This is a genomic window from Mesorhizobium sp. B2-3-5 (assembly GCF_006442395.1).
Lineage (GTDB): Bacteria > Pseudomonadota > Alphaproteobacteria > Rhizobiales > Rhizobiaceae > Mesorhizobium.
This window is the reverse complement of the sequence record NZ_VFVX01000012.1, coordinates 1-19,413: the sequence shown is the minus strand read 5'-3', so window position 1 is coordinate 19,413 and position 19,413 is coordinate 1. Positions and strand designations below refer to the sequence as shown.

The following is a 19,413-nucleotide window of genomic DNA, read 5'->3' as shown; positions in this document are numbered from 1 at the left end:
CCGGGACCGGATCAGAAAAAGCTGACCGGGAAATAGCGCAGGTAGAATTCGGCGAAGGTGCCTTTCATCGAAATCTCCTGCAGCGCGTAATCGAGCGCTGCCGCCAGCGCCGGATTGTCAACCCGGGTGGCGATGGACATCCCCGTGCCCAGATATTCGGGAGCCAGATAGGGGCCGCCGGCAAAGCGGCAGCAACCGGCTGCGTCCGAACCGCCCAGCCAGAAGGCGAAGCGCATGCCGTCGCCAAAGGCGACGTCGATCTTGGCCGCCTTGAGATCGTTGTAGAGGTCTTCGGGCTTGTCGAACGGAACGATCTGAACGGTATCGAAATAGTCGCGCAGCATCCGTTCATGCGCCGAGCCTGCGAGCACGCCGACACGTTTGCTGCGCAGCTTGTCGAAGACCGGTTCCGAGAGGGCCTTGGTCTTCGGCGTGATGAAGCGTGCCGGAAACTGCAGATAGGACCGCGAGAAGGCGTATTTCGATCGCGATTCCGGTGTCGCGGCGATGCCGGCGATGATCGCTTCGCCTTCGCCTTTCTCGAGCGCCCCTTCGAGCTCGCCCCAGGGCAATGCCTGGATCTGGCATTTGTCGACGATGCCGAGTTCCGCGCAGATGGCGCGCGCCAGGTCGATGTGGAACCCGGACAGTTTTCCCGCGCCGTCGAGGAAATTGAAGGGCGGAAAATCCGTGGTCGTCAGGAACCGCAACCGTGGCAGGGCGGAAAGGTCCGGCTTGGGCAAGCGTTCCTTGGCGTCCCACAACACCGGCACCTGCGGCTCAGCCGCGCGCGCGCCGACAGCCCCGAGGCCCAATGGCAGCGCTGCGATCAGCATCCATGCCAGGACCAGGAACCTCAATTGGAACGCCACGATAGAACTCCGCCGCACTCGTCTCGCGCCGGTTTTGGTACGAAAATGATACAGGCACAATGCTTTTTGATTTCAACGCGCCGATTTCAGGTTATGATTTGGCGTGTTTGCAAACAGCAGTGGCTGCCCTGGTGGGGGACCAGGGTCGAGAACCACAACCGGAAAACAGCGCTTTGCAATCCACGGTCGGTGGCGAAGTGCGGATAAGGCACACACCATCGGTTCCAATGCATGAGGCAACATGGGGTTGATGTTGCGATGGGTCAATTCGATCGGACGCTGGAATACATAGACCAACTGCAGCATGCCGGAACGGCGGCGGCGGTTTGCGAAAAGCTGTTAGGCATAACGTCGGATTTCGGTCTGACCGCGCTGATGGCCGGAACCGTTCCGCAGCCAGGTACGCCGACCGGGCAGCAAAAGCAGCATGTGCTGCTGTGCGACTGGCCCGTTGAATGGCTGGAGCGCTACGTGGCGCGCAACTATGTCGATCACGATCCCGTGGTCAGCCACATGAAGCAGTTGCAGGCGCCGTTCCAATGGCGGGAAGCGGCCCAGGACATTCGCATCGACAAGAGCAGCGGCGAAGTGATGGGCGACGCCGGAGCTTTCAAGCTGCGCGACGGGCTGGCCTTCCCGCTGATTACGCTCGATGGCCAGATCGTCATGGTATCGCTGGGCGGCGAGGCCGTGGAGCTGTCGGAGGCACAGTTCGGCCTGGTGTCATTGGTCTCGACCTATGCCGTTGGCCGCGCCATGCAACTCCACACCATGGCCGGCAAGACCATCGACCACATCGAATTGACGCCGCGCGAGCGCGAATGCCTGCAATGGGCCGCCGTCGGCAAGTCCGAGTGGGAGATTTCGCAAATCCTCGGCATCTCCGAACACACGTCGGAGAAACATCTTCTTAACGCCAAAAGCAAACTCGGTGCCGTCAACAGAGTTCAAGCTGTCGCCGAAGCGATAAGACGCGGCTACATTAGCTAGGTCGGCCGTGCCGACCTAGAACTTCCCGCCTACGTGATCACGCAATTTTCTTGTTGAAGCACGGCCGTATCATCCTCTGAACACAGGAGACGGCAGATGCTTTTTTGTCTTACAACCCACGAGTTGATGGAACGTCCAGACCTTTGGGAGGCCGTCCATCGCCTGCGCTACAAGATATTTGTCGAGGAGATGGGGTGGGAGGACCTGCGGCGCCCGGACGGGTTCGAGGTCGATCAGTTCGATCATGACGAGGCGGTGCATCAGATCGTCATCATTGGCAACGAGGTCGCGGGCTACCAGCGGATGTTGCCGACCACGCGGCCGCATCTGCTGACCTCGGTTTTGACCGATCTTTCCGAAGGAACGCCGCCATCGGGTCCCGACATCTGGGAGTTGACCCGTTATGCGGTGGCTCCTGGATTCCGCGATGGCCGTCGCGGCGTTTCGACCGTCGGCACCGAATTGATAGCCGGATTCGTCGAATGGGGGCTGAAGCGCGGCGTCGACAAGGTGATCATCGAGTTCGAGCCGATGTGGGTCTTGCGCGCGTTGCAACTGCATTTCCTGGCGACGCCGCTGGGCTATCAGCGCACCTATGGCAATCAGCAAGTCGTGGCGACGCTGCTCACCTTCAATGAGCACACGCTGAACGTGGTGCGCTCGCGCCGCAACCATCATGCCCCGGTTCTTGTCAGGGGATATCCTGACATGTTCGGGCAAAGGAGGGCGTCATGAGATCGGAAACGGCCATGGATCTGCACCCGCAACCTGAACTGCGCAACCACACGCTGATCGTCACCGTGTCGTCGAATGACGGCCGGCCCGTGCTCGACAGAAGGGCCTATGAAAGCCTTGCCAGGACGTTCCACGAAGCCGCCGACAATGACGAGGTGCGTGTCGTCGTGCTGCGTGGCCTGGCAGGCTGCTTCTGCCTCGGCGGCGACTTTTCCGAATTCCTCGACGCTACCAAGCATCAGAAGCTGATCGCCGCCGTCACCGACATGTTCCGCACGCTGGCGACGTTTCCCAAGCCCATCCTGGCCTGCGTCGACGGCGACGCCGTCGGCGTCGGCTGCACCATCCTGTTCCATTGCGACATGGTGATCGCCTCGGGTGACAGCACATTCCGCGTGCCGTTCGTCGATTTCGGCCTTGTGCCGGACGCGGCGACCAGCATCCTGGCGCCACAGAAGCTCGGCTATGCCGGCGCCTTCCGCTTCTTCTGCCTCGGCGACACGCTTCATGCCGAGGACGCCAAGGCGCTTGGCCTCGTCGCCGAGATCGTGCCTGACGGCGTGGAGCAGGCGGCGCTTGGGCGGGCAAGGCAACTTGCCAAGAAGCCGGTGGCTGCCTTGCTGCAGACGCGCGGCCTGCTCAAGGGCAACACCAACGCGCTGTGCGATCGCATCGACCAGGAGATATCGCTGTTCCAGCAGGCGCTGCAGGATGACGCCACGCTGCGGCGCCTGCAGCGCATTGCCCGGCTCGCGGCTTGAGCGATCGCGCCAGGAAATTGCGCCGCGCAGACAAATATCCGCGCGGCGCGGAAGCGTCAGTCCTGTTTTCCAAGGAATGACGGTCCTTCGCCGATGATCTTCTTGTCTTCCTTGCCGACGACATCGAGATCACGCCCCTCATAGGGCAGGGACAGAAGGATGCGCCGCATTACCGCCAGCCGCGCGCGGCGCTTGTCGTTGGCGTGCACGATGATCCATGGCGCGAATTCCTTGTGCGTACGCTCTAACATGGTGTCGCGCGCCTTGGTGTAATCGTCCCATTTGGTGATGCCTGCAATGTCGATCGGCGAGAACTTCCAGTTCTTCAACGGACTATAGCGGCGATCGTGAAAACGCTCGAGCTGCGTTTCCTGACCGATATTCAGCCAGAACTTGAAGAAGTGGATGTCGTCATTGACGATCAGCCGTTCGAAATGCGGTGTCTCGTCGAGAAACTTCTCGTGCTGTTCGGGCGTGCAGAACCCCATGACCGGCTCGACGCCGGCGCGGTTGTACCAGGAACGGTCGAAGGTGACGAATTCGCCCGATGTCGGGAAGTGGTCGACATAACGCTGGTAGTACCATTGCCCCAACTCGGTCGGAGTTGGCTTGGTCAGCGCCACGTTGCGCGCCGTGCGCGGGTTGAGGTATTGGCGCACCACGAAGATCGTGCCGCCCTTGCCGGCAGCGTCACGGCCCTCGAACAGCGCCATCAGCCGCTTGCCGGTCGCCTGCAGCCATGCCTGCGCCTTGACCAGTTCGATCTGCAATGTCTCGAGCGTCTGGTCATACTCGTCGCTTTTCATCTTCTTGTCGTAGGGGTAGCCGCCCGCGGTCAGCTTGTTGTCCTCAACCCAGTCCGGAAGCTCGGGATTCTCGATATCGAACTCCCGCTCCTCGCCCCCGATCCTGATTTTCAGCGGACCTGAAGTCGGCGCGGCGGAATCTTCCTTGGCTTTTTTCATCGAGACGAACCCTTTTAACCATCCGGACTCATGCTATTGGGAGCCACCACAGCGCCGCGCGTCCGTTTGGACGGGCAAAACACGCTGTAGCACTTTTGATTTTGCACATGATCCTCTCCGAAAATCGATTCCCGATTTTCGGGATCATGCGCGGGAGCGGTCCGGCGGAAGTTTCCGCCACCGGCCGGTGGGAAGGCATGGGACGCGGGCGTGCGAGCGAATGACTGACCTGGAGGCGGAGCAGAAAGGTATGACGCGAACCATGGCGATCCGGCTGTGGAACGGCCGCTGGCTGCTTGCTGCGGGTGTCGTGGCGGTTCTGATCGCCTTTGCCTTCGCCGGTCTTTCCGCCTATGTGCTGGTGCCGGCGCTGCTGCTGTTGCTCGCGGCCGCGATCCTGCCGGCAGCGGGCATGCGCCAGTCCGAAGAGAATGCCGCTGCGATCGAGGCGATCGGCCTGCAGCGCCTGTCAGGCGAATATCTGGCGGCGGCCGTCGCCGACCCGCTGATCATCTTCGATCAGGCCGCCACCATCGTCCATGCCAATGCCGCCGCCTTTGCCGCCTTTGGCGGCATCGCGCCGGGCCTGTCGCTGCCGCTGAAATTCCGTGCGCCGGAAATGCAGACCCTGCTCGACAGCGTGCTGTCGGGCACGATCGCCTCGGATGTCGTCGATTATACCGAGAAGCTGCCGGTCGAACGGGCTTACCGGGTCAGCGCGTCCTCGGTCGGGCACGGCACCGACCTCTATGTGCTGGTGTTCAAGGATCAGAGCGAGGCGCGACGCATCGATCGCATGCGCGCCGACTTCATCGCCAATGCCAGCCACGAATTGCGCACCCCGCTCGCCTCGATCGCCGGCTTCATCGAAACGCTGCGCGGACCCGCCCGCAACGATCCGGCGGCCCGCGAGCAATTCCTCCAGATCATGCAGAACCAGACCGGCCGCATGGCGCGCCTGATCGACGACCTCTTGTCGCTGTCGCGGCTGGAGATGAAGCCTTATCTGAAACCGGGGACCGAAGTCGACCTGCGCCAGACCGTCGACAGCGTCATCGATTCGCTTGGTCCGCTTGCCCGCGAAACCAGCGTCGCCATCGAGCGTGATTTCGCCGCGGGCCCCCTCAATGTGCCGGGTGATCGCGACGAGTTGTTCCAGGTCTTTGAAAACCTTCTGGAAAACGCCTGTAAATATGGCCAGTCGGGCGGCCGAGTGGTGGTGTCGATCGCGCACAGCGACGGGGCCGAGCCCGGCATCGACGTGACCATCAGGGATTTTGGCCCCGGCATTCCCGAGGAGCACATTCCGCGCATCACCGAGCGTTTCTATCGCATCGATGTCGAGACGAGCCGGACCCAGAAAGGCACGGGCCTCGGCCTGTCCATCGTCAAGCATATCCTGACGCGTCACAACGCCAGGCTGACGATCAAGTCCGAAGTCGGCAAGGGCGCTGCTTTCTCGGTCCATTTGCCGACGGCCTAAACCGCCCTAGTTTTCCACAAGAGCATTTCTTTTTTCTGTCATCCCGCTAGCGTATCAGCGGGGATTCGAGGAAACGACTCAAAATCAAAACACCCCGTGGGAAGGCATTTCGTCCATGCAGTCCGTGCACATAATGAGCGCCTATGACGAGGAGCTGAAATATCTGTCGAAGCGTATCGCGGCGATGGGCGGCCATGCCGAGCGGATGGTCGAGCAGGCGGTCGCCGCTCTGGTCAATGCCGATCCGGGATTGGCCCAGAAGGTGATCCGCGACGACATGGTATTGGACGAAGGGCAACGCGAGATCGACGACAAGGCGATCATCATCATCGCCAAGCGCCAGCCTATGGCGACGGACCTGCGCGAGATCGTCGGCGCCATCCGCATTTCCGCCGATCTCGAGCGGGTCGGCGACCTCGGCAAGAACGTCGCCAAGCGGGTCGTTGCCGTCACCGATGGCCGCCAGCCGAACAGCCTGTTCCGTGGCCTCGAGGCCCTGGCCAACTTGGCGCTGACCCAGCTCAAGGAAGTTCTCGATGTCTACGCCTCGCGCTCGGTCGACAAGATCGGCTTCGTGCGCGACCGTGACGACCAGATCGACGCCATGTACACGTCGCTGTTCCGTGAATTGCTCACCTACATGATGGAAGATCCACGCAACATCACGCCTTGTACGCATCTTCTGTTCTGCGCCAAGAACATCGAGCGCATCGGCGACCACGCCACCAACATCGCCGAGACGATCTACTACATCGTCACCGGCGACCAGATGCCGGCCGAGCGGCCCAAGGGCGACAAGACGGACAAGATCAGCCTTTCCGGGGCGTTACCAGTAAAGTGACTGCTCTTCCTCTCGAACGCTTGATCATATTGCGCTAGACTATTCCGGCGTTAAGCTCCTCGGGCCTTGAAGGGTCTGCTCTCAGGAGGTGGCGATGGAATACGTCCGGGAGTTCAAGTCCGCGCCGCCGACATCAGGCATCATCGCCTCCAGTGTCTATACGGCTGGGCGCCGTATCGCCGACATCCCGATCGAGGAAGCCGGCGAATGGGCCAGGAAATCCGGACACGTCGTCTGGATCGGGCTGCTCGAACCCGATCGCGACCTCTTGCTGCGCGTCAAGGCGCAATTCCATCTGCATGAGCTGGCGATCGAGGATGCCGAGCATCCGCATCAGCGGCCCAAGCTCGAGCAATATGGCGATGCGCTGTTCATAGTCGCCCGCACCGCGCAGCTGATCGACGGACGGGTTACCTTCGGCGAGACGCATCTGTTCGTCGGCTCAGGCTACATCGTCAGTGTCAGGCATGGCCCTTCGACGTCCTATGCCGCCGTTCGCCAGCATTGGGAAAGCTGCCCGCATTCGCTGGCCAAGGGCGAGGATTTCGTCCTCTATGCCATTCTCGATTTCATCGTCGACAATTACATGCCCGTGCTCGAGCAGATCGAGGACGAGGTCGAGGCGATCGAGGACAAGGTTCTGCTCAAGCCGATGTCCGGTCCCGACATTGAACGCCTCTATATGCTGCGCCGCGATCTGTTGCGCCTGCGCAATGCGGCGCTGCCGCTGGTCGAGGTCTGCCGCCGGCTGACCAGCTCCGATCTGCCGCAGATCCATTCCGCCATGCACCCGCTGTTCCGCGACGTGACCGACCACATCCGCACCGTCCAGGAAAAGATCGACAGTTTGCGCGAGGTGTTGGCGTTCGCCTTCGAGGCCAGTCTTCTGGTGGGTCAGAGCCAGGAAACGGCGATCTCCAAGAAACTCGCCTCATGGGCGGCCATCCTGGCGGTGCCGACCGCATTCGCCGGCATCTACGGCATGAACTTCACCGACATGCCGGAACTGAAGATGGAATATGGCTATCCGATCGTGCTCACCGTCATCGCGCTGATCTGCGCGGTTCTCTACTGGCGGTTTCGCAAGAATGGGTGGCTGTGAGGAAGTCAGTAGTCAGTAGTGGTTGATCGGCTCGTCGCCTATTCCCTCACTACTCACTACTCACTACTCACTCCGCTTAACGATTCCGCCGCCGCTCCGCCGCCGGCTGGAACGCAACGCGGGCGTGGTATTTGCAGTAGGGACCGGTTTCGGCGGCCTCGTTGCCGCAGAAGTTGAAGTCCTCCGAGAGCGGATCGCCATTCGGCCATTTGCAGGTGCGCTCGGTCAGCTCGACGAGTTGCAGATGCCGTGAGATCGGTATCACGACATTCTCGACCGGGCGGATATAGTGCCGCGCCACCGGTTCGGCGTCGAATTGCGTCTGAAGGGCTGTCGCGCCGATCGATGTCGTGACGTGGCGTGCCGTGCTTGCGGCGCGCGCCACCGATTTCTGGACGGTCGAGCCCTGCGTCGCCTTCTTCTGGCGCGCCGGCGTCGCTGTTGCGCGACCGCGGCCCGAGAGCTTCAGCCGGTGTACCTTGCCGATGACCGCATTGCGGCTGACCCCTCCAAGCTGGGCAGCAATCTGGCTTGCGCTCAGACCCTCCGACCACAGTTTTCTGAGAAGTTCGACCCGCTCGTCAGTCCAGTTCATGAGACCGCGCTCCTGCTAAGCGTGCGGCAATCAGAATCCATCCCCGACCCAGCACCACTGCTGGGGCAGACACCACATATATCTGGTGATTAGGTCCGCCGCACGAAATCTAGTTATTTCTCGACTACAATTACCTTATGCGCTGACTCGGTGACAAGAGTCCCAAGTGCAACACGAATCGGTTTTTTCGGTTTTCCCCAACTTGCCCGGTCGCTTATGAGCCGGCATCTCGTCAGGGGGCTTGCCGCGTGCCACTACGCGACGTTTTCGTTGACTTCATGGCCGAAAAACCCGATAAGCCGCAAAGGCCGCCGCTTTGGCGGCTTTTTTGATTTTCCGGTACCGGAGACGCATATAATGAGCGGTTCGGCGCTTTTCGAGACCTTTTCTCGCGCACCCCTGGCTTTCGACCACGGGGAAGGCACCTGGCTGGTTACGGACAAGGGCGAGCGATATCTCGATTTCGCCGGCGGCATCGCGGTCAATTCGCTGGGCCACGGCCACCCGCGTCTGGTCGCAGCCCTCACCGAGCAGGCGGCAAAACTCTGGCACGTCTCCAATCTCTACGAGATTCCGGAGCAGAGCCGGCTTGGCGAGCGGCTGGCCGATGCCACCTTCGCCGACAAGGTGTTCTTCACCAACTCCGGCGCCGAGGCACTGGAATGCGCCATCAAGACGGCGCGGCGCTACCACTTCGTCAAGGGCCATCCCGAGCGCTTCCGCATCATCACCTTCGAAGGCGCCTTCCATGGCCGCACGCTGGCGACCATCGCGGCGGGCGGCCAGTACAAATATCTCGAAGGGTTCGGACCCAAGGTCGAAGGCTTCGACCAGGTCGGCTTCGACGACATCGATGCCGCCGAAAAGGCGATTACGCCTGAGACCGCCGCGATCCTGATCGAGCCGGTGCAAGGCGAGGGCGGCATTCGTCCGGTGCCGGTGCAATCACTGAAGCGGCTGCGTCAGCTTTGCGACCAGCACGGGCTGCTGTTGATCTATGATGAGGTTCAGTGCGGCATTGGCCGCACCGGCAAACTGTTCGCGCATGAATGGTCAGGCGTCACCCCCGACATCATGGCGATCGCCAAGGGCATTGGCGGCGGCTTCCCGATGGGTGCCTGCCTTGCCACCGACGAGGCGGTTGTTGGCATGACCGCTGGCGTGCACGGCACGACCTTCGGCGGCAACCCTCTGGCCATGGCGGTCGGCAACGCTGTGCTCGACGTGGTGCTGGAAGACGGCTTCCTCGAGGACGTCCAGCGCAAGGCGCTGCTGATGAAACAGGGACTTGCCGCGGTCGCCGATGAGTTTCCCGATGTCATCGAAGGCATCAGGGGCACCGGCCTGATGCTCGGCCTCAAATGCGCGATGCCCAACACCAAGGTGAACATGGCGCTGCGCGACCAGCATTTGCTGGCGGTTCCGGCGGGCGACAACGTCATCCGCCTGCTGCCGCCGCTTACCGTCACAGACGCCGAGATCCACGACGCGCTCGACCGCATCCGCGCTGGTGCCAAAGGCCTGGCGGATGCCATTGCCGTGGCCGCCGCGAAGTAATCCCGGAACCATTGCCGATGTCAGTTCGCCACTTCACCGACCTTTCCGCCGTTTCCGAAGGCGACCTGCGCTTCATGCTGACGGACGCGGTGGCGCGCAAGGCGCGCCTCAAGGCGGGCGAGCGATCCAAGCCGCTCGAAGGCAAGGTGCTGGCCATGATCTTCGACAAGCCGTCGACGCGCACGCGCGTCTCCTTCGATGTCGGCATGCGCCAGCTTGGCGGCGAGACGATCATGCTGACCGGCACCGAGATGCAGCTCGGCCGCTCCGAGACCATCGCCGACACCGCCAAGGTGCTGTCGCGCTATGTCGATGCCATCATGATCCGCACCACCTCGCATGAGCGGCTGCTGGAGCTGACCGAGAGTGCCACTGTTCCGGTGATCAACGGCCTGACCGACGACACCCATCCCTGCCAGCTGATGGCCGATATCATGACCTTCGAGGAGCATCGCGGTCCGGTTGCCGGCAAGACCATCGCCTGGACCGGCGACGGTAACAATGTGCTGCATTCGCTGCTCGAAGCGTCGGCGCGTTTCCGCTTCAACCTGAACGTCGCAGTGCCCGAGGGCAGCGATCCGTTCGAAAGATACGTCGACTGGTCAAAGGCCAATGGCGGCAGGATCAGCTTCGCCCGCTCGGCCGAAGAAGCCGTCGACCAGGCGGATTGCGTGGTCACCGACAGCTGGGTGTCGATGGGCCAGGAGCATCGTGCACGCGGCCACAACGTCTTCCTGCCCTATCAGGTCAATGCTGCGCTGATGGCCAAGGCAAAGCCGGATGCGCTGTTCATGCATTGCCTGCCGGCGCATCGCGGCGAGGAGGTGACCGACGAGGTCATGGACGGGCCGCATTCGGTGGTCTTCGATGAGGCCGAGAACCGGCTCCATGCCCAGAAGGCCGTGCTCGCCTGGTGTCTTGGTGCTTGAAGTGTCTTGGTGCTTGAAGTGTCTTGGTGCTTGAAGTTGTCTGGACGCTTGAAGTGTCATGGCGCTGGTCTGGGCGCTTGATCCGCGGGGGCGCGATCCCTATCTGCGCCGCATCACGCAAATCAAGCGCGTTTGGACGCATGTGCCCACCGGGGCCGCATGGCCGCGCCCTGGAGCTTTGTCATGTTGGAAACCCATCAAGTGACTGAACATCACCCCAAACTCGGCGAGTTCGGCTACGCTGGCGACGACCATGTCGTGCCTTTCGAGGTCGGTCCGCTCGACGTACGCGGCCGCACCGTGCAACTCGGGCCGATGCTCGACGCCATACTCGGCCGCCATGACTATCCCGAGCCGGTTGCCCGCCTGCTCGCGGAAGCCTGTGTGCTCACGGTGCTGCTCGGCACCTCGCTCAAGTTCGAGGGCAAATTCATCCTGCAGACGCGCACCGACGGGCCGGTCGACATGCTGGTGGCGGATTTTTCCACGCCCTCGGCGCTGCGCGCCTACGCGCGCTTCGATGCGGATCGGCTCGAGGCACTGGTCGCGGCAGGCGAGACGTCCCAGCAGACGCTGCTTGGCAGCGGTGTGCTGGCGCTGACCATCGACCAGGGCGCCCATACGCAACGCTATCAGGGCATCGTCCAGCTCGACGGCGAAACGCTGGAAGACGCGGCGCGCACCTATTTCCGTCAGTCGGAACAGATTCCGACCGACATCAGGCTGTCGGTGGCCAAGCTGCTGATGCCCGGCGTCGGCGGCGTGCGCGAGCACTGGCGTGCCGGCGGCATCCTGGCGCAGTTCCTGCCGCAGGCGTCCGAGCGCATGCGCGTTCCGGACCTGCCTGGCGGTGATGGCGATCCGCGCGAGGAGATGCATGATCCCACCGACAATTCCTGGCAGGAATTGCTGGCGCTGCTCGGCACCATCGAACCGACGGAACTGATCGATCCCACGATCGGCGCCGAGCGGCTGCTTTACAGGCTGTTCCACGAGCATGGCGTGCGCGTCTTCGGCGGCGTCCCCGTCGCCGACCAGTGCTCATGCTCCAGGGACAAGATCCGCGGCATCCTCGAGGGCTTCTCCGCGCAGGAGATCAAGGACAGCACCGAGGACGGCGGCATCCATGTCGCCTGCGAATTCTGCTCGAAGCAATATGACTTCGACCCGGCGGAATTCGCGGCTGAGAAGTGAAGTATCGGCCTTCTCCCCGTTCACGGGGAGAAGGTGCCCGAAGGGCGGATGAGGGGCAGCGCGGCCCTCGGCAGCGATCGCGCGGATCCACGCAGCGCTTGTATGTTCTCACGAGCCGCCGCCCTCATTGCCCTGCCGCACATTTCTCCCCGTACAGTGACGCCATCGCAGCGGACCTCGCCAATCGCCGAGGTCTAGTTCACGGTCCGCTTTGTCCCCGGCAGGTCGAGCGAGAAGGCCGGGATGGCGATGTCGAACGTCTCGCCGCGTTTGTTGCGCATCGTGTAGTGCCCGACCATGATCCCCGACGGCGTCGAGAGCGGGCAGCCTGACGTGTACTGATAGCTGTCGCCGGGGTTGAGTTCGGGCTGGTCCCCGACAACGCCTGGCCCGCGCACCTCCTCGACCCGGCCCGCTCCGTCGGTGATGTGCCAATAGCGCGACAGAAGCTGCACGAACTCGTCCGACTGGTTGTCGATCGTTATCTGATAGCCCCAGACGTAGCGGTTCTCCGAAGGGTCAGAACGATCCTCGAGATAGAACGGCCTGACCTGCACTTCGATGTTGCGCGTGACGGCGCGGTACATGAGCGGCTCCAAAAACAATCCGGTACCTTTCGGCGCTCCCAGCGAGCAGGTCAACGTGCGCGTCTTGTCGCGCGTGACCCTGAAAGGCAGGTGGCGGCAAAGAATGTCATTTAAGTGACACATGACAATGGTGGTGTGCGCGCACGGGCGACTCGGCGCTCTGCCGACCTGTTGAAACGGCCGTCATGCGGGCCGTCTTTTCTGGAGTGACCAGATCTCGATGGAACTCACTCTCATAGCCGCCTCGCTCTCGACCGCACTCATCCTTTCAAACGCCGCCAGCATTGCGCTTGCCACCTCACAGCTGAAACGGCGCACCACGATCGCACCGCCAGCCGGCAGATCGCTGCCGGTGTCGATTGTCGTACCATCGCGTGGCGTCGAGCCGTTCACGCACGAGACACTGGAGCGCGCCTTCTCGCTCGACTGGCCGCGCTATGAACTGATCTTCTGCGTCGCCCATGCCGACGATCCGGTGGTCACGCTGATCCGTGCCGCCATGGCGCGCTTTCCCAAAGTGCCAGCCCGCCTGTTGATCGGCGATGACCGCATCAGCGCCAATCCCAAGCTCAACAATTGCGTCAAGGGCTGGGAAGCGGCGCGCCACAACTGGGTCATTCTTGCCGATTCCAACGTGCTGATGCCGAGGGACTACATTCAGCATTTGATGGCGGCATGGCGGCCGGATACCGGCCTCGTCTGCTCGACGCCGATCGGTTCGCGGCCCGATGGCTTCTGGGCGGAGGTCGAATGCGCCTTTCTCAACACGCTGCAGGCGCGCTGGCAGTACGCCGGCGAGGCGCTCGGCCTTGGCTTTGCCCAAGGCAAGAGCATGCTGTGGAACAAGCCCATGCTGGATGCCAATGGCGGCATTCGCGCGCTGGCGGCCGAGATTGCCGAGGACGCCGCCGCGACCAAGCTGGTGAACGGGCTTGGCCTGCGCGTCAATCTCGTTGCCGCGCCTTTCGAGCAGCCGCTCGGCCGGCGTAAGCTCGGCGAAATCTGGTCGCGCCAGGCCCGCTGGGCGCGGCTGCGCCGCGTCACCTTCCCGCTTTTCTTCGCGCCTGAAATCCTGACTGGCGCGGTGGTGCCGCTGCTGCTTGCGCTGGTTGCGGCGGCAAGCGCTGGCTTCAGCCTGCCGCTGACGGCCATCGCCGTTTTGGCCGCCTTCTACCTTCCGGAATGTGCCCTGGCCTGGTCCAAGGGCTGGTACCTGTCGTCGCGCATCGTCGCGGCGATCATGGTGCGCGACCTGATCCTGCCAGCGATGTGGGCACGCGGCTGGCTCGGCGGCGCCGTCGACTGGCGCGGCAATGCGATGACTATCGGCACCAAGGCGGCCGAACTGGAAGAGACGCCGTCTGGCGCCTGATAGCGCATGATGCCGCGTAGGCAGGCCTTACTTGGCCGCCTGCAACGCCTGCGCGATGTCTTCCAGAAGGTCGTCGGTATCCTCCAGACCGACCGACAGCCTGAGCGTACCTGGCCCGATGCCGAGTTCGGCGCGGGCCTCGTCCGTCAGGTTCTTGTGGGTGGTCGTGGCCGGATGGGTGATCAGGCTCTTGGCATCGCCGAGATTGTTCGAGATCAGCACGATATCGAGCGCGTTCTGCAAGGCGAAGGCAGCCTGCTTGCCGCCCTTGACGTCGAGGCAGATCAGCGTCGAGCCGCCCGACATCTGCTTCCTGACGATATCCGCCTGCGGGTGGTCGGCGCGGCCGGGATAGATGACGCGGGCGATCTGCGGCTGTTCGGCAAGGAAGTCGGCGATCTTGCCGGCGCTTTCCGTCTGTTGGCGCACGCGCAGCGGCAGCGTCTCCAGGCCCTTCAGCAGCGTCCAGGCATTGAAGGGCGACAGGCTGGGGCCGGTATGGCGGAAGTAGTCGTGCAGGTTCTTGTCGATCCACTCCTTGTCTGAAAGGATCACGCCGCCAAGACAGCGGCCTTGGCCATCGATGTGCTTGGTCGCCGAATAGACGACGATGTGGGCGCCGAGCTGCAGCGGCTTCTGCTGCAAGGGCGTGGCGAAGACATTGTCGACGACAAGCCGCGCGCCGATCGAATTGGCAAGTGCGGCGACAGCGGTGATGTCGACCACTTCCAGCGTCGGGTTGGTCGGGCTTTCCAGGAAGAACAGCTTGGTGTTCGGCCTCACCGCCTTTTCCCAGTTGGCGATGTCGGTGCCGTCGACCAGCGTCGCCTCGATGCCGTAGCGCGGCGCCAGCGTCTCGACCACCCAGCGGCAGGACCCGAACAGCGCGCGCGCCGCCACGATGTGGTCACCGGCCTTGACGCTGCACAGAAGCGCCGCCGTCACCGCCGCCATGCCGGATGCCGTGGCACGCGCATCCTCGGCCCCTTCCAGCGCGCACATACGCTTTTCGAACATGTCGACGGTCGGATTGGCGTAGCGCGAATAGATGAAGCCCGGTTCCTCGCCCTTGAAGCGGGCTTCGGCGGCCTGCGCCGTCTCATAGACATAGCCCTGGGTCAGGTATATCGCCTCGGAGGTCTCGCCGAAGCCGGAACGCAGGGTTCCGCCATGCACGAGGGCTGTCTGAGGCTTCCAGTTACGCTTCTTGGTGCTCATCGCTTTTGTTCCAGACACAAAAAAACCGGCCGCGAAAGTCGCAACCGGTCCATACGGCCTTGCGGCCCGACGGTCCTTTAGCGACTTGTTTAACGTGGCTGCAAGCCGACCGGCCAAATCACCACGGGATAACGACCCTTTAGACCCGCGCCACGCTTGCGTCAATTGCCGGCTCCATTAAGAGATTTGTACCAGACCTCGCCCGGCCTTCGAGCGGAGCAAGACTTTGCGGCAGACAGGCATTCTTCCCGATCAGGACATTTCGGCGCTCTTCCAGTCCGGCGCGCTGAAGTCGCCGCGCGCGCTCGATGCAGACCAGATCCAGCCGGCGAGCCTAGATCTGAGGCTCGGCGACAAGGCCTGGCGGGTTCGGGCTTCCTTTCTGCCCGGTCCCAGCCACAAGGTTTCGGAAAAACTCGACCGGCTGAAGCTGCACGAGATCAGCCTGACCGACGGCGCCGTGCTCGAAACCGGCTGCGTCTACATCGTGCCGCTGCTCGAAAGCCTGGCACTGCCGGCGGATATTTCAGCCTCGGCAAACCCGAAGAGCTCGACCGGGCGGCTCGACATCTTCACCCGTGTCATGACCGACCGTGGCCACGAGTTCGACAAGATCGCTGCCGGCTATACCGGTCCGCTCTATCTGGAAGTCAGCCCGCGCACCTTCCCGATCGTGGTGCGCACCGGCTCACGCCTGTCGCAGATACGCTTCCGTACCGGCAACGCATTGCTCTCGGAAGCCGAACTGCATGAATTGCACCGCGCCGAGATGCTGGTCGCCACCGATCCGCCGAACATTTCGGGGGGGGGCATCGCGCTGTCGATCGACCTCAATGGCGACAGTGACGGGTTGGTCGGCTATCGCGGCAAGCATCACACCGGCCTTGTCGATGTCGACAAGCGCGCGGCGCAGGACGTCCTCGACTTCTGGGAGCCGATCCACAAGAGCGGCGCCGGCGAACTGGTGCTCGATCCCGATGAGTTCTACATCCTCGTCAGCCAGGAGGCGGTGCATGTGCCGCCGCTCTACGCCGCCGAGATGACGCCCTTCGACCCGCTGGTCGGCGAGTTCCGCGTCCACTATGCCGGCTTCTTCGATCCGGGCTTCGGCCATTCGGCGGCCGGCGGCACCGGCAGCCGGGCGGTGCTCGAAGTGCGCAGCCACGAAGTGCCGTTCATCCTCGACCATGGCCAGATCGTCGGCCGGCTCGTCTACGAGCACATGCTGAAGCGGCCGCAGGCGCTCTACGGCACCGATCTCGGCTCCAACTACCAGGCGCAGGGCCTGAAACTGTCGAAGCATTTTCGCGCCGCGCGCTGAGGTTTGCGCTGCCAATCTCCCCCCTCGTGGGGGAGATGGCCGGCAGGGCAGAGGGGGGCGCGAAGGAACGCTGCCTTCGTGTTTTGATACTCAGATGAAGACTTCCGAAGTCTGAACTTTGATAAGTTGATAGGTCGGCGGGACAGCGCCCCCCTCTGCCCTGCCGGCCATCTCCCCCACTAGGGGGGAGATCACACTCTTACAGCGCCTTCACGGCCACCCCCACCGGCTTTTCGATCTCGAGCGGGTTGCGCAGCGGCAGGCCGAAATCCCCGGCCTCGATCTCGAAGACGTCACCGGCCTCGGTCCTGATGCCATCGGCGAAGGACAATGTCGCGGTGCCGAACATGTGGACGTGTACGTCGCCCGGCTGCCGGAAGGCCGAATATTTGAAGTGGTGGTGTTCGAGATTGGCGATGGTGTGCGACATGTTGGCTTCGCCCGACAGGAACGGCTTTTCCCAGAGCGTCTTGCCGTCGCGCACGATGCGCGACGTGCCCCTGATGTCGGACGGCAGGTCGCCGATCAGGATCTCCGGCCCGAACGAGGCGTTGCGCAGCTTGGAATGGGCAAGGAAGAGATAGTTCACGCGTTCGGTCACATGGTCGGAAAACTCGTTCGACAGCGTAAAGCCGACGCGGAAGGGCGCGCCGTCATCGCCGATGACATAGATGCCGGCGACCTCGGGTTCCTCGCCGGCGTCGTTGGCGAAGGCCGGTGACAGGAGGGCGGCACCCGGCGCCACCGCCATCGTGCCGTTTCCCTTGTAGAACCATTCCGGCTGCACGCCGACCTGGCCTTTCGCCGGTTTGCCCCCTTCCAGGCCCATGCGGAACATCTTCATGGAATCGGTGAGCTGTTCCTCGCCGTCGGTGCTGAGCTTCCTGTGCATGGAATCGCGCGTCGCCGCCGAACCGAGATGCGTCAAGCCGGTGCCGGTCAGATGCAGGTGCGCCGGATCGGGGTGATTGATCGGCGACAACAGCCGCCCCTTCTTGTAGGCAGCGTCGAGATCGACCGTCTCGCCGAGCCCCTTGCGCTCGATCAGGGTGGCGAGGCCGATGCCGGTGCGGGCAGCCTCCATCGCCAGCGAATAGACGCTGCGAGCGCCGTTGATGATCCGGGTCTTGCCGCCGTTGCGGGCAACGACACGGATGGTCTCGGCGTCGTCGAGAATCTGCGAGATCAGCATGATCAGTCCTCTCTCATGTGCCTTGGCATGGCTGCCAGCTTGGCAAACCTTCCCAAGCGCGGCCGGAACGTTGCCCATGCCACGGGTGAAATTCTCCGTTCGGATTGCGCTCGCGGGCCTGTCCCTTGAGGGAACTTCTTCGTGCCAGTCGGTTGCCGGCAGCGCCGCGATGTGACCCGTATGCCTTCCTGGTGCCTCAGCCCTTGTTCTTGTTGTAGACGTCGAACACCACGGCGCCGAGCAGCACCAGGCCCTTGACCACCTGCTGCCAGTCGACGTTGACGCCCATGATCGACATGCCGTTGTTCATCACGCCCATGATGAAGCCGCCGACCACCGAACCGATGACCTGACCGACGCCGCCCATCGCCGAGGCGCCGCCGATGAACACGGCGGCGATGACGTCGAGCTCGCTGCCGAGGCCCGCCGCCGGCACCGCCTGTCCGAGGCGCGCCGCGATGATCAGACCGCCAAGCGCCGACAGCACGCCCATGTTGATGAACACGTAGAGGGTCAGTCGCTCGGTGTTGATGCCCGACAGGAGTGCGGCCTTGGGATTGCCGCCCATCGCGTAGATGCGGCGGCCGATCGTCATGCGCTTGGTGACGAAAACGAACAACGCGATCAGCGCAGCCATGACCGTCAGCACGACCGGAAAGCCCTTATAGGTGGCGAACTGATAGACGAGAAACAGGACAAGCGCACTGATCACCAGCGTCTTGACGGTGAAGAGCGAGAACGGCTCGGCCTGATAGCCGTGCCGCTCACGCGTGCGTCGTGCCTTGAGGCCGAAGAAAATGTAAGCCGCCACGCCGATGACCCCGATCACCATCGTCGTCATATGCAGCGTCAGGCCGCTGCCGACGATGGTCTTGCCCGCCGCATTCACGGTTGGTGCAATCAGCGTCAGCGGGCCGATCAGGTCGGGGATGAAGCCGGAACTCAGCTTGTTGAAGCCATCCGGCAGCGGGCCGACCGAGGAGCCACCGCCGAGCAGCGCCTGGCACATGCCGCGGAAGATCAGCATGCCGGCCAGCGTGACGATGAAGCTCGGTATTCGATGATAGGCGATCCAATAGCCCTGTGCCGCGCCGATGGCACCGCCGATGATCAGGCAGAGGATCGACACGACCAACGGATTGCTGAGCGGGCCCAGATTCCACGTCACCATCATGTTGGCCGCGAGCGCGCCGATGAAGCCGGCGACCGAACCGACGCTGAGGTCGATATAGCCGGAAACGATGACCAGCAGCATGCCCAGCGCCATCACGATGATGAAGGAGTTCTGCTGCACGAGGTTGCTGAGGTTCAGCGGCTTGAACAGTGTGCCCGACGTGGTGAACTGGAAGAACACCATGATGGCGATCAGCGCCAGCACCAATCCGTAGTCGCGCAGATTGGTGACCAATGCCGAGACCGCGAAGCGTGGCGTATCCGCCCCGCCATCGGCAGTGGCGGATTGCGGTACGGGAGCGCTCTCTGTGCTCATGATGCTTTTCCTTCTCCCCGAACGATGGCGCGCATGATCTTTTCCTGGCTGGCGTCGCTCGCCGCCATTTCACCGACGATGCGCCCTTCGTTCATCACATAGATATGGTCGGTGATGCCGAGCAGTTCGGGCATTTCCGACGAGATGACGATGATCGCCTTACCTTCGGCGGCCAGGCGGGCGATGATCGTGTAGATCTCGTATTTGGCG

Annotated in this window: 18 protein-coding genes, 1 pseudogene and 1 riboswitch; of the genes and pseudogenes, 11 read left to right on the top strand and 8 right to left on the bottom strand. The window is 62.8% G+C overall.

The window, feature by feature from the left end:
• Positions 1 to 11: 11 nt before the first annotated feature.
• Positions 12 to 836, bottom strand: coding sequence for a transporter substrate-binding domain-containing protein (locus FJ958_RS15775; protein WP_140744251.1), 825 nt, complete (start codon positions 834 to 836; stop codon positions 12 to 14).
• 294 nt (positions 837 to 1,130) lie between these two features.
• Between FJ958_RS15775 and FJ958_RS15770 the strand changes: the two genes are divergently transcribed.
• The 3 genes from FJ958_RS15770 to FJ958_RS15760 all read left to right on the top strand — a co-directional run bounded on the left by FJ958_RS15770 (position 1,131) and on the right by FJ958_RS15760 (position 3,358).
• A complete protein-coding gene (locus FJ958_RS15770; protein WP_140744140.1) occupies positions 1,131 to 1,862 on the top strand; it encodes a LuxR family transcriptional regulator in 732 nt (243 codons plus the stop codon).
• A gap of 96 nt (positions 1,863 to 1,958) precedes the next feature.
• Positions 1,959 to 2,597 carry an acyl-homoserine-lactone synthase gene (locus tag FJ958_RS15765; RefSeq protein WP_140744139.1) on the top strand — a complete coding sequence of 213 codons (639 nt, stop codon included), beginning with the start codon at positions 1,959 to 1,961 and terminating at the stop codon, positions 2,595 to 2,597.
• The gene (locus tag FJ958_RS15760; protein ID WP_246679608.1) at positions 2,594 to 3,358 is read left to right on the top strand and encodes an enoyl-CoA hydratase-related protein; all 765 of its coding nucleotides are present in this window, start codon (positions 2,594 to 2,596) and stop codon (positions 3,356 to 3,358) included. The genes FJ958_RS15765 and FJ958_RS15760 overlap by 4 nt, the downstream gene beginning before the upstream one ends.
• 56 nt (positions 3,359 to 3,414) lie before the next feature.
• Here FJ958_RS15760 and ppk2 read toward each other — a convergent pair whose 3' ends face one another.
• Positions 3,415 to 4,323, bottom strand: a complete 909-nt coding sequence (ppk2, locus tag FJ958_RS15755; protein ID WP_140744138.1) for a polyphosphate kinase 2 — start codon at positions 4,321 to 4,323, stop codon at positions 3,415 to 3,417.
• 220 nt (positions 4,324 to 4,543) lie between these two features.
• Between ppk2 and FJ958_RS15750 the strand changes: the two genes are divergently transcribed.
• The 3 genes from FJ958_RS15750 (at position 4,544) to FJ958_RS15740 (ending at position 7,749) form a co-directional block, all read left to right on the top strand.
• Entirely contained in the window at positions 4,544 to 5,806 is a 1,263-nt protein-coding gene (locus FJ958_RS15750; RefSeq protein ID WP_140744136.1) for an ATP-binding protein, read from the top strand.
• A gap of 115 nt (positions 5,807 to 5,921) precedes the next feature.
• Positions 5,922 to 6,647 (top strand): phosphate signaling complex protein PhoU, encoded by a 726-nt coding sequence (gene phoU, locus FJ958_RS15745; protein WP_140744134.1) that lies wholly within the window; start codon positions 5,922 to 5,924, stop codon positions 6,645 to 6,647.
• 94 nt (positions 6,648 to 6,741) lie between these two features.
• A complete protein-coding gene (locus FJ958_RS15740) occupies positions 6,742 to 7,749 on the top strand; it encodes a magnesium and cobalt transport protein CorA (protein WP_140744132.1) in 1,008 nt (335 codons plus the stop codon).
• Between the two features lie 76 nt (positions 7,750 to 7,825).
• Here the strand turns inward: FJ958_RS15740 and FJ958_RS15735 are convergent, their stop codons facing one another.
• A complete protein-coding gene (locus tag FJ958_RS15735; RefSeq protein WP_140744130.1) occupies positions 7,826 to 8,344 on the bottom strand; it encodes a GcrA family cell cycle regulator in 519 nt (172 codons plus the stop codon).
• Between the two features lie 357 nt (positions 8,345 to 8,701).
• Between FJ958_RS15735 and FJ958_RS15730 the strand changes: the two genes are divergently transcribed.
• From FJ958_RS15730 to FJ958_RS15720, 3 genes are all read left to right on the top strand, one after another.
• Positions 8,702 to 9,901: an aspartate aminotransferase family protein gene (locus FJ958_RS15730; protein WP_140744128.1), complete on the top strand. Its 1,200-nt coding sequence runs from the start codon at positions 8,702 to 8,704 to the stop codon at positions 9,899 to 9,901.
• A 17-nt stretch (positions 9,902 to 9,918) separates the two neighbouring features.
• Positions 9,919 to 10,830 (top strand): ornithine carbamoyltransferase, encoded by a 912-nt coding sequence (gene argF / locus FJ958_RS15725; protein ID WP_140744126.1) that lies wholly within the window; start codon positions 9,919 to 9,921, stop codon positions 10,828 to 10,830.
• A 159-nt stretch (positions 10,831 to 10,989) separates the two neighbouring features.
• Positions 10,990 to 12,024 carry an Hsp33 family molecular chaperone gene (locus tag FJ958_RS15720; RefSeq protein ID WP_140744124.1) on the top strand — a complete coding sequence of 345 codons (1,035 nt, stop codon included), beginning with the start codon at positions 10,990 to 10,992 and terminating at the stop codon, positions 12,022 to 12,024.
• A 194-nt stretch (positions 12,025 to 12,218) separates the two neighbouring features.
• Here FJ958_RS15720 and apaG read toward each other — a convergent pair whose 3' ends face one another.
• On the bottom strand, positions 12,219 to 12,611 hold the full coding sequence (gene apaG, locus FJ958_RS15715) for a Co2+/Mg2+ efflux protein ApaG (RefSeq protein ID WP_140607669.1): 393 nt from the start codon (positions 12,609 to 12,611) through the stop codon (positions 12,219 to 12,221).
• Between the two features lie 220 nt (positions 12,612 to 12,831).
• Between apaG and FJ958_RS15710 the strand changes: the two genes are divergently transcribed.
• Positions 12,832 to 13,983, top strand: a complete 1,152-nt coding sequence (locus FJ958_RS15710; RefSeq protein ID WP_140744122.1) for a ceramide glucosyltransferase — start codon at positions 12,832 to 12,834, stop codon at positions 13,981 to 13,983.
• Positions 13,984 to 14,010: 27 nt separating this feature from the next.
• Here the strand turns inward: FJ958_RS15710 and FJ958_RS15705 are convergent, their stop codons facing one another.
• On the bottom strand, positions 14,011 to 15,201 hold the full coding sequence (locus tag FJ958_RS15705) for an O-succinylhomoserine sulfhydrylase (protein ID WP_140744120.1): 1,191 nt from the start codon (positions 15,199 to 15,201) through the stop codon (positions 14,011 to 14,013).
• Between the two features lie 57 nt (positions 15,202 to 15,258).
• A riboswitch (SAM riboswitch) is annotated at positions 15,259 to 15,336 on the bottom strand.
• 91 nt (positions 15,337 to 15,427) lie between these two features.
• Here FJ958_RS15705 and FJ958_RS15700 point away from each other — a divergent pair.
• Positions 15,428 to 16,522, top strand: a complete 1,095-nt coding sequence (locus tag FJ958_RS15700) for a 2'-deoxycytidine 5'-triphosphate deaminase (protein ID WP_140744118.1) — start codon at positions 15,428 to 15,430, stop codon at positions 16,520 to 16,522.
• Between the two features lie 199 nt (positions 16,523 to 16,721).
• Here FJ958_RS15700 and araD1 read toward each other — a convergent pair whose 3' ends face one another.
• The 3 genes and pseudogenes from araD1 to FJ958_RS15685 form a co-directional block, all read right to left on the bottom strand.
• Positions 16,722 to 17,714, bottom strand: coding sequence for an AraD1 family protein (gene araD1, locus FJ958_RS15695; protein ID WP_140744249.1), 993 nt, complete (start codon positions 17,712 to 17,714; stop codon positions 16,722 to 16,724).
• A 196-nt stretch (positions 17,715 to 17,910) separates the two neighbouring features.
• Complete coding sequence (gene mmsB, locus FJ958_RS15690) at positions 17,911 to 19,203, bottom strand: multiple monosaccharide ABC transporter permease (RefSeq protein WP_140744116.1); 1,293 nt, start codon at positions 19,201 to 19,203, stop codon at positions 17,911 to 17,913.
• Positions 19,200 to 19,413 (bottom strand): annotated as a pseudogene (locus tag FJ958_RS15685) (ABC transporter ATP-binding protein); the annotation flags it as partial. The pseudogene FJ958_RS15685 and the gene mmsB, both read right to left, overlap by 4 nt.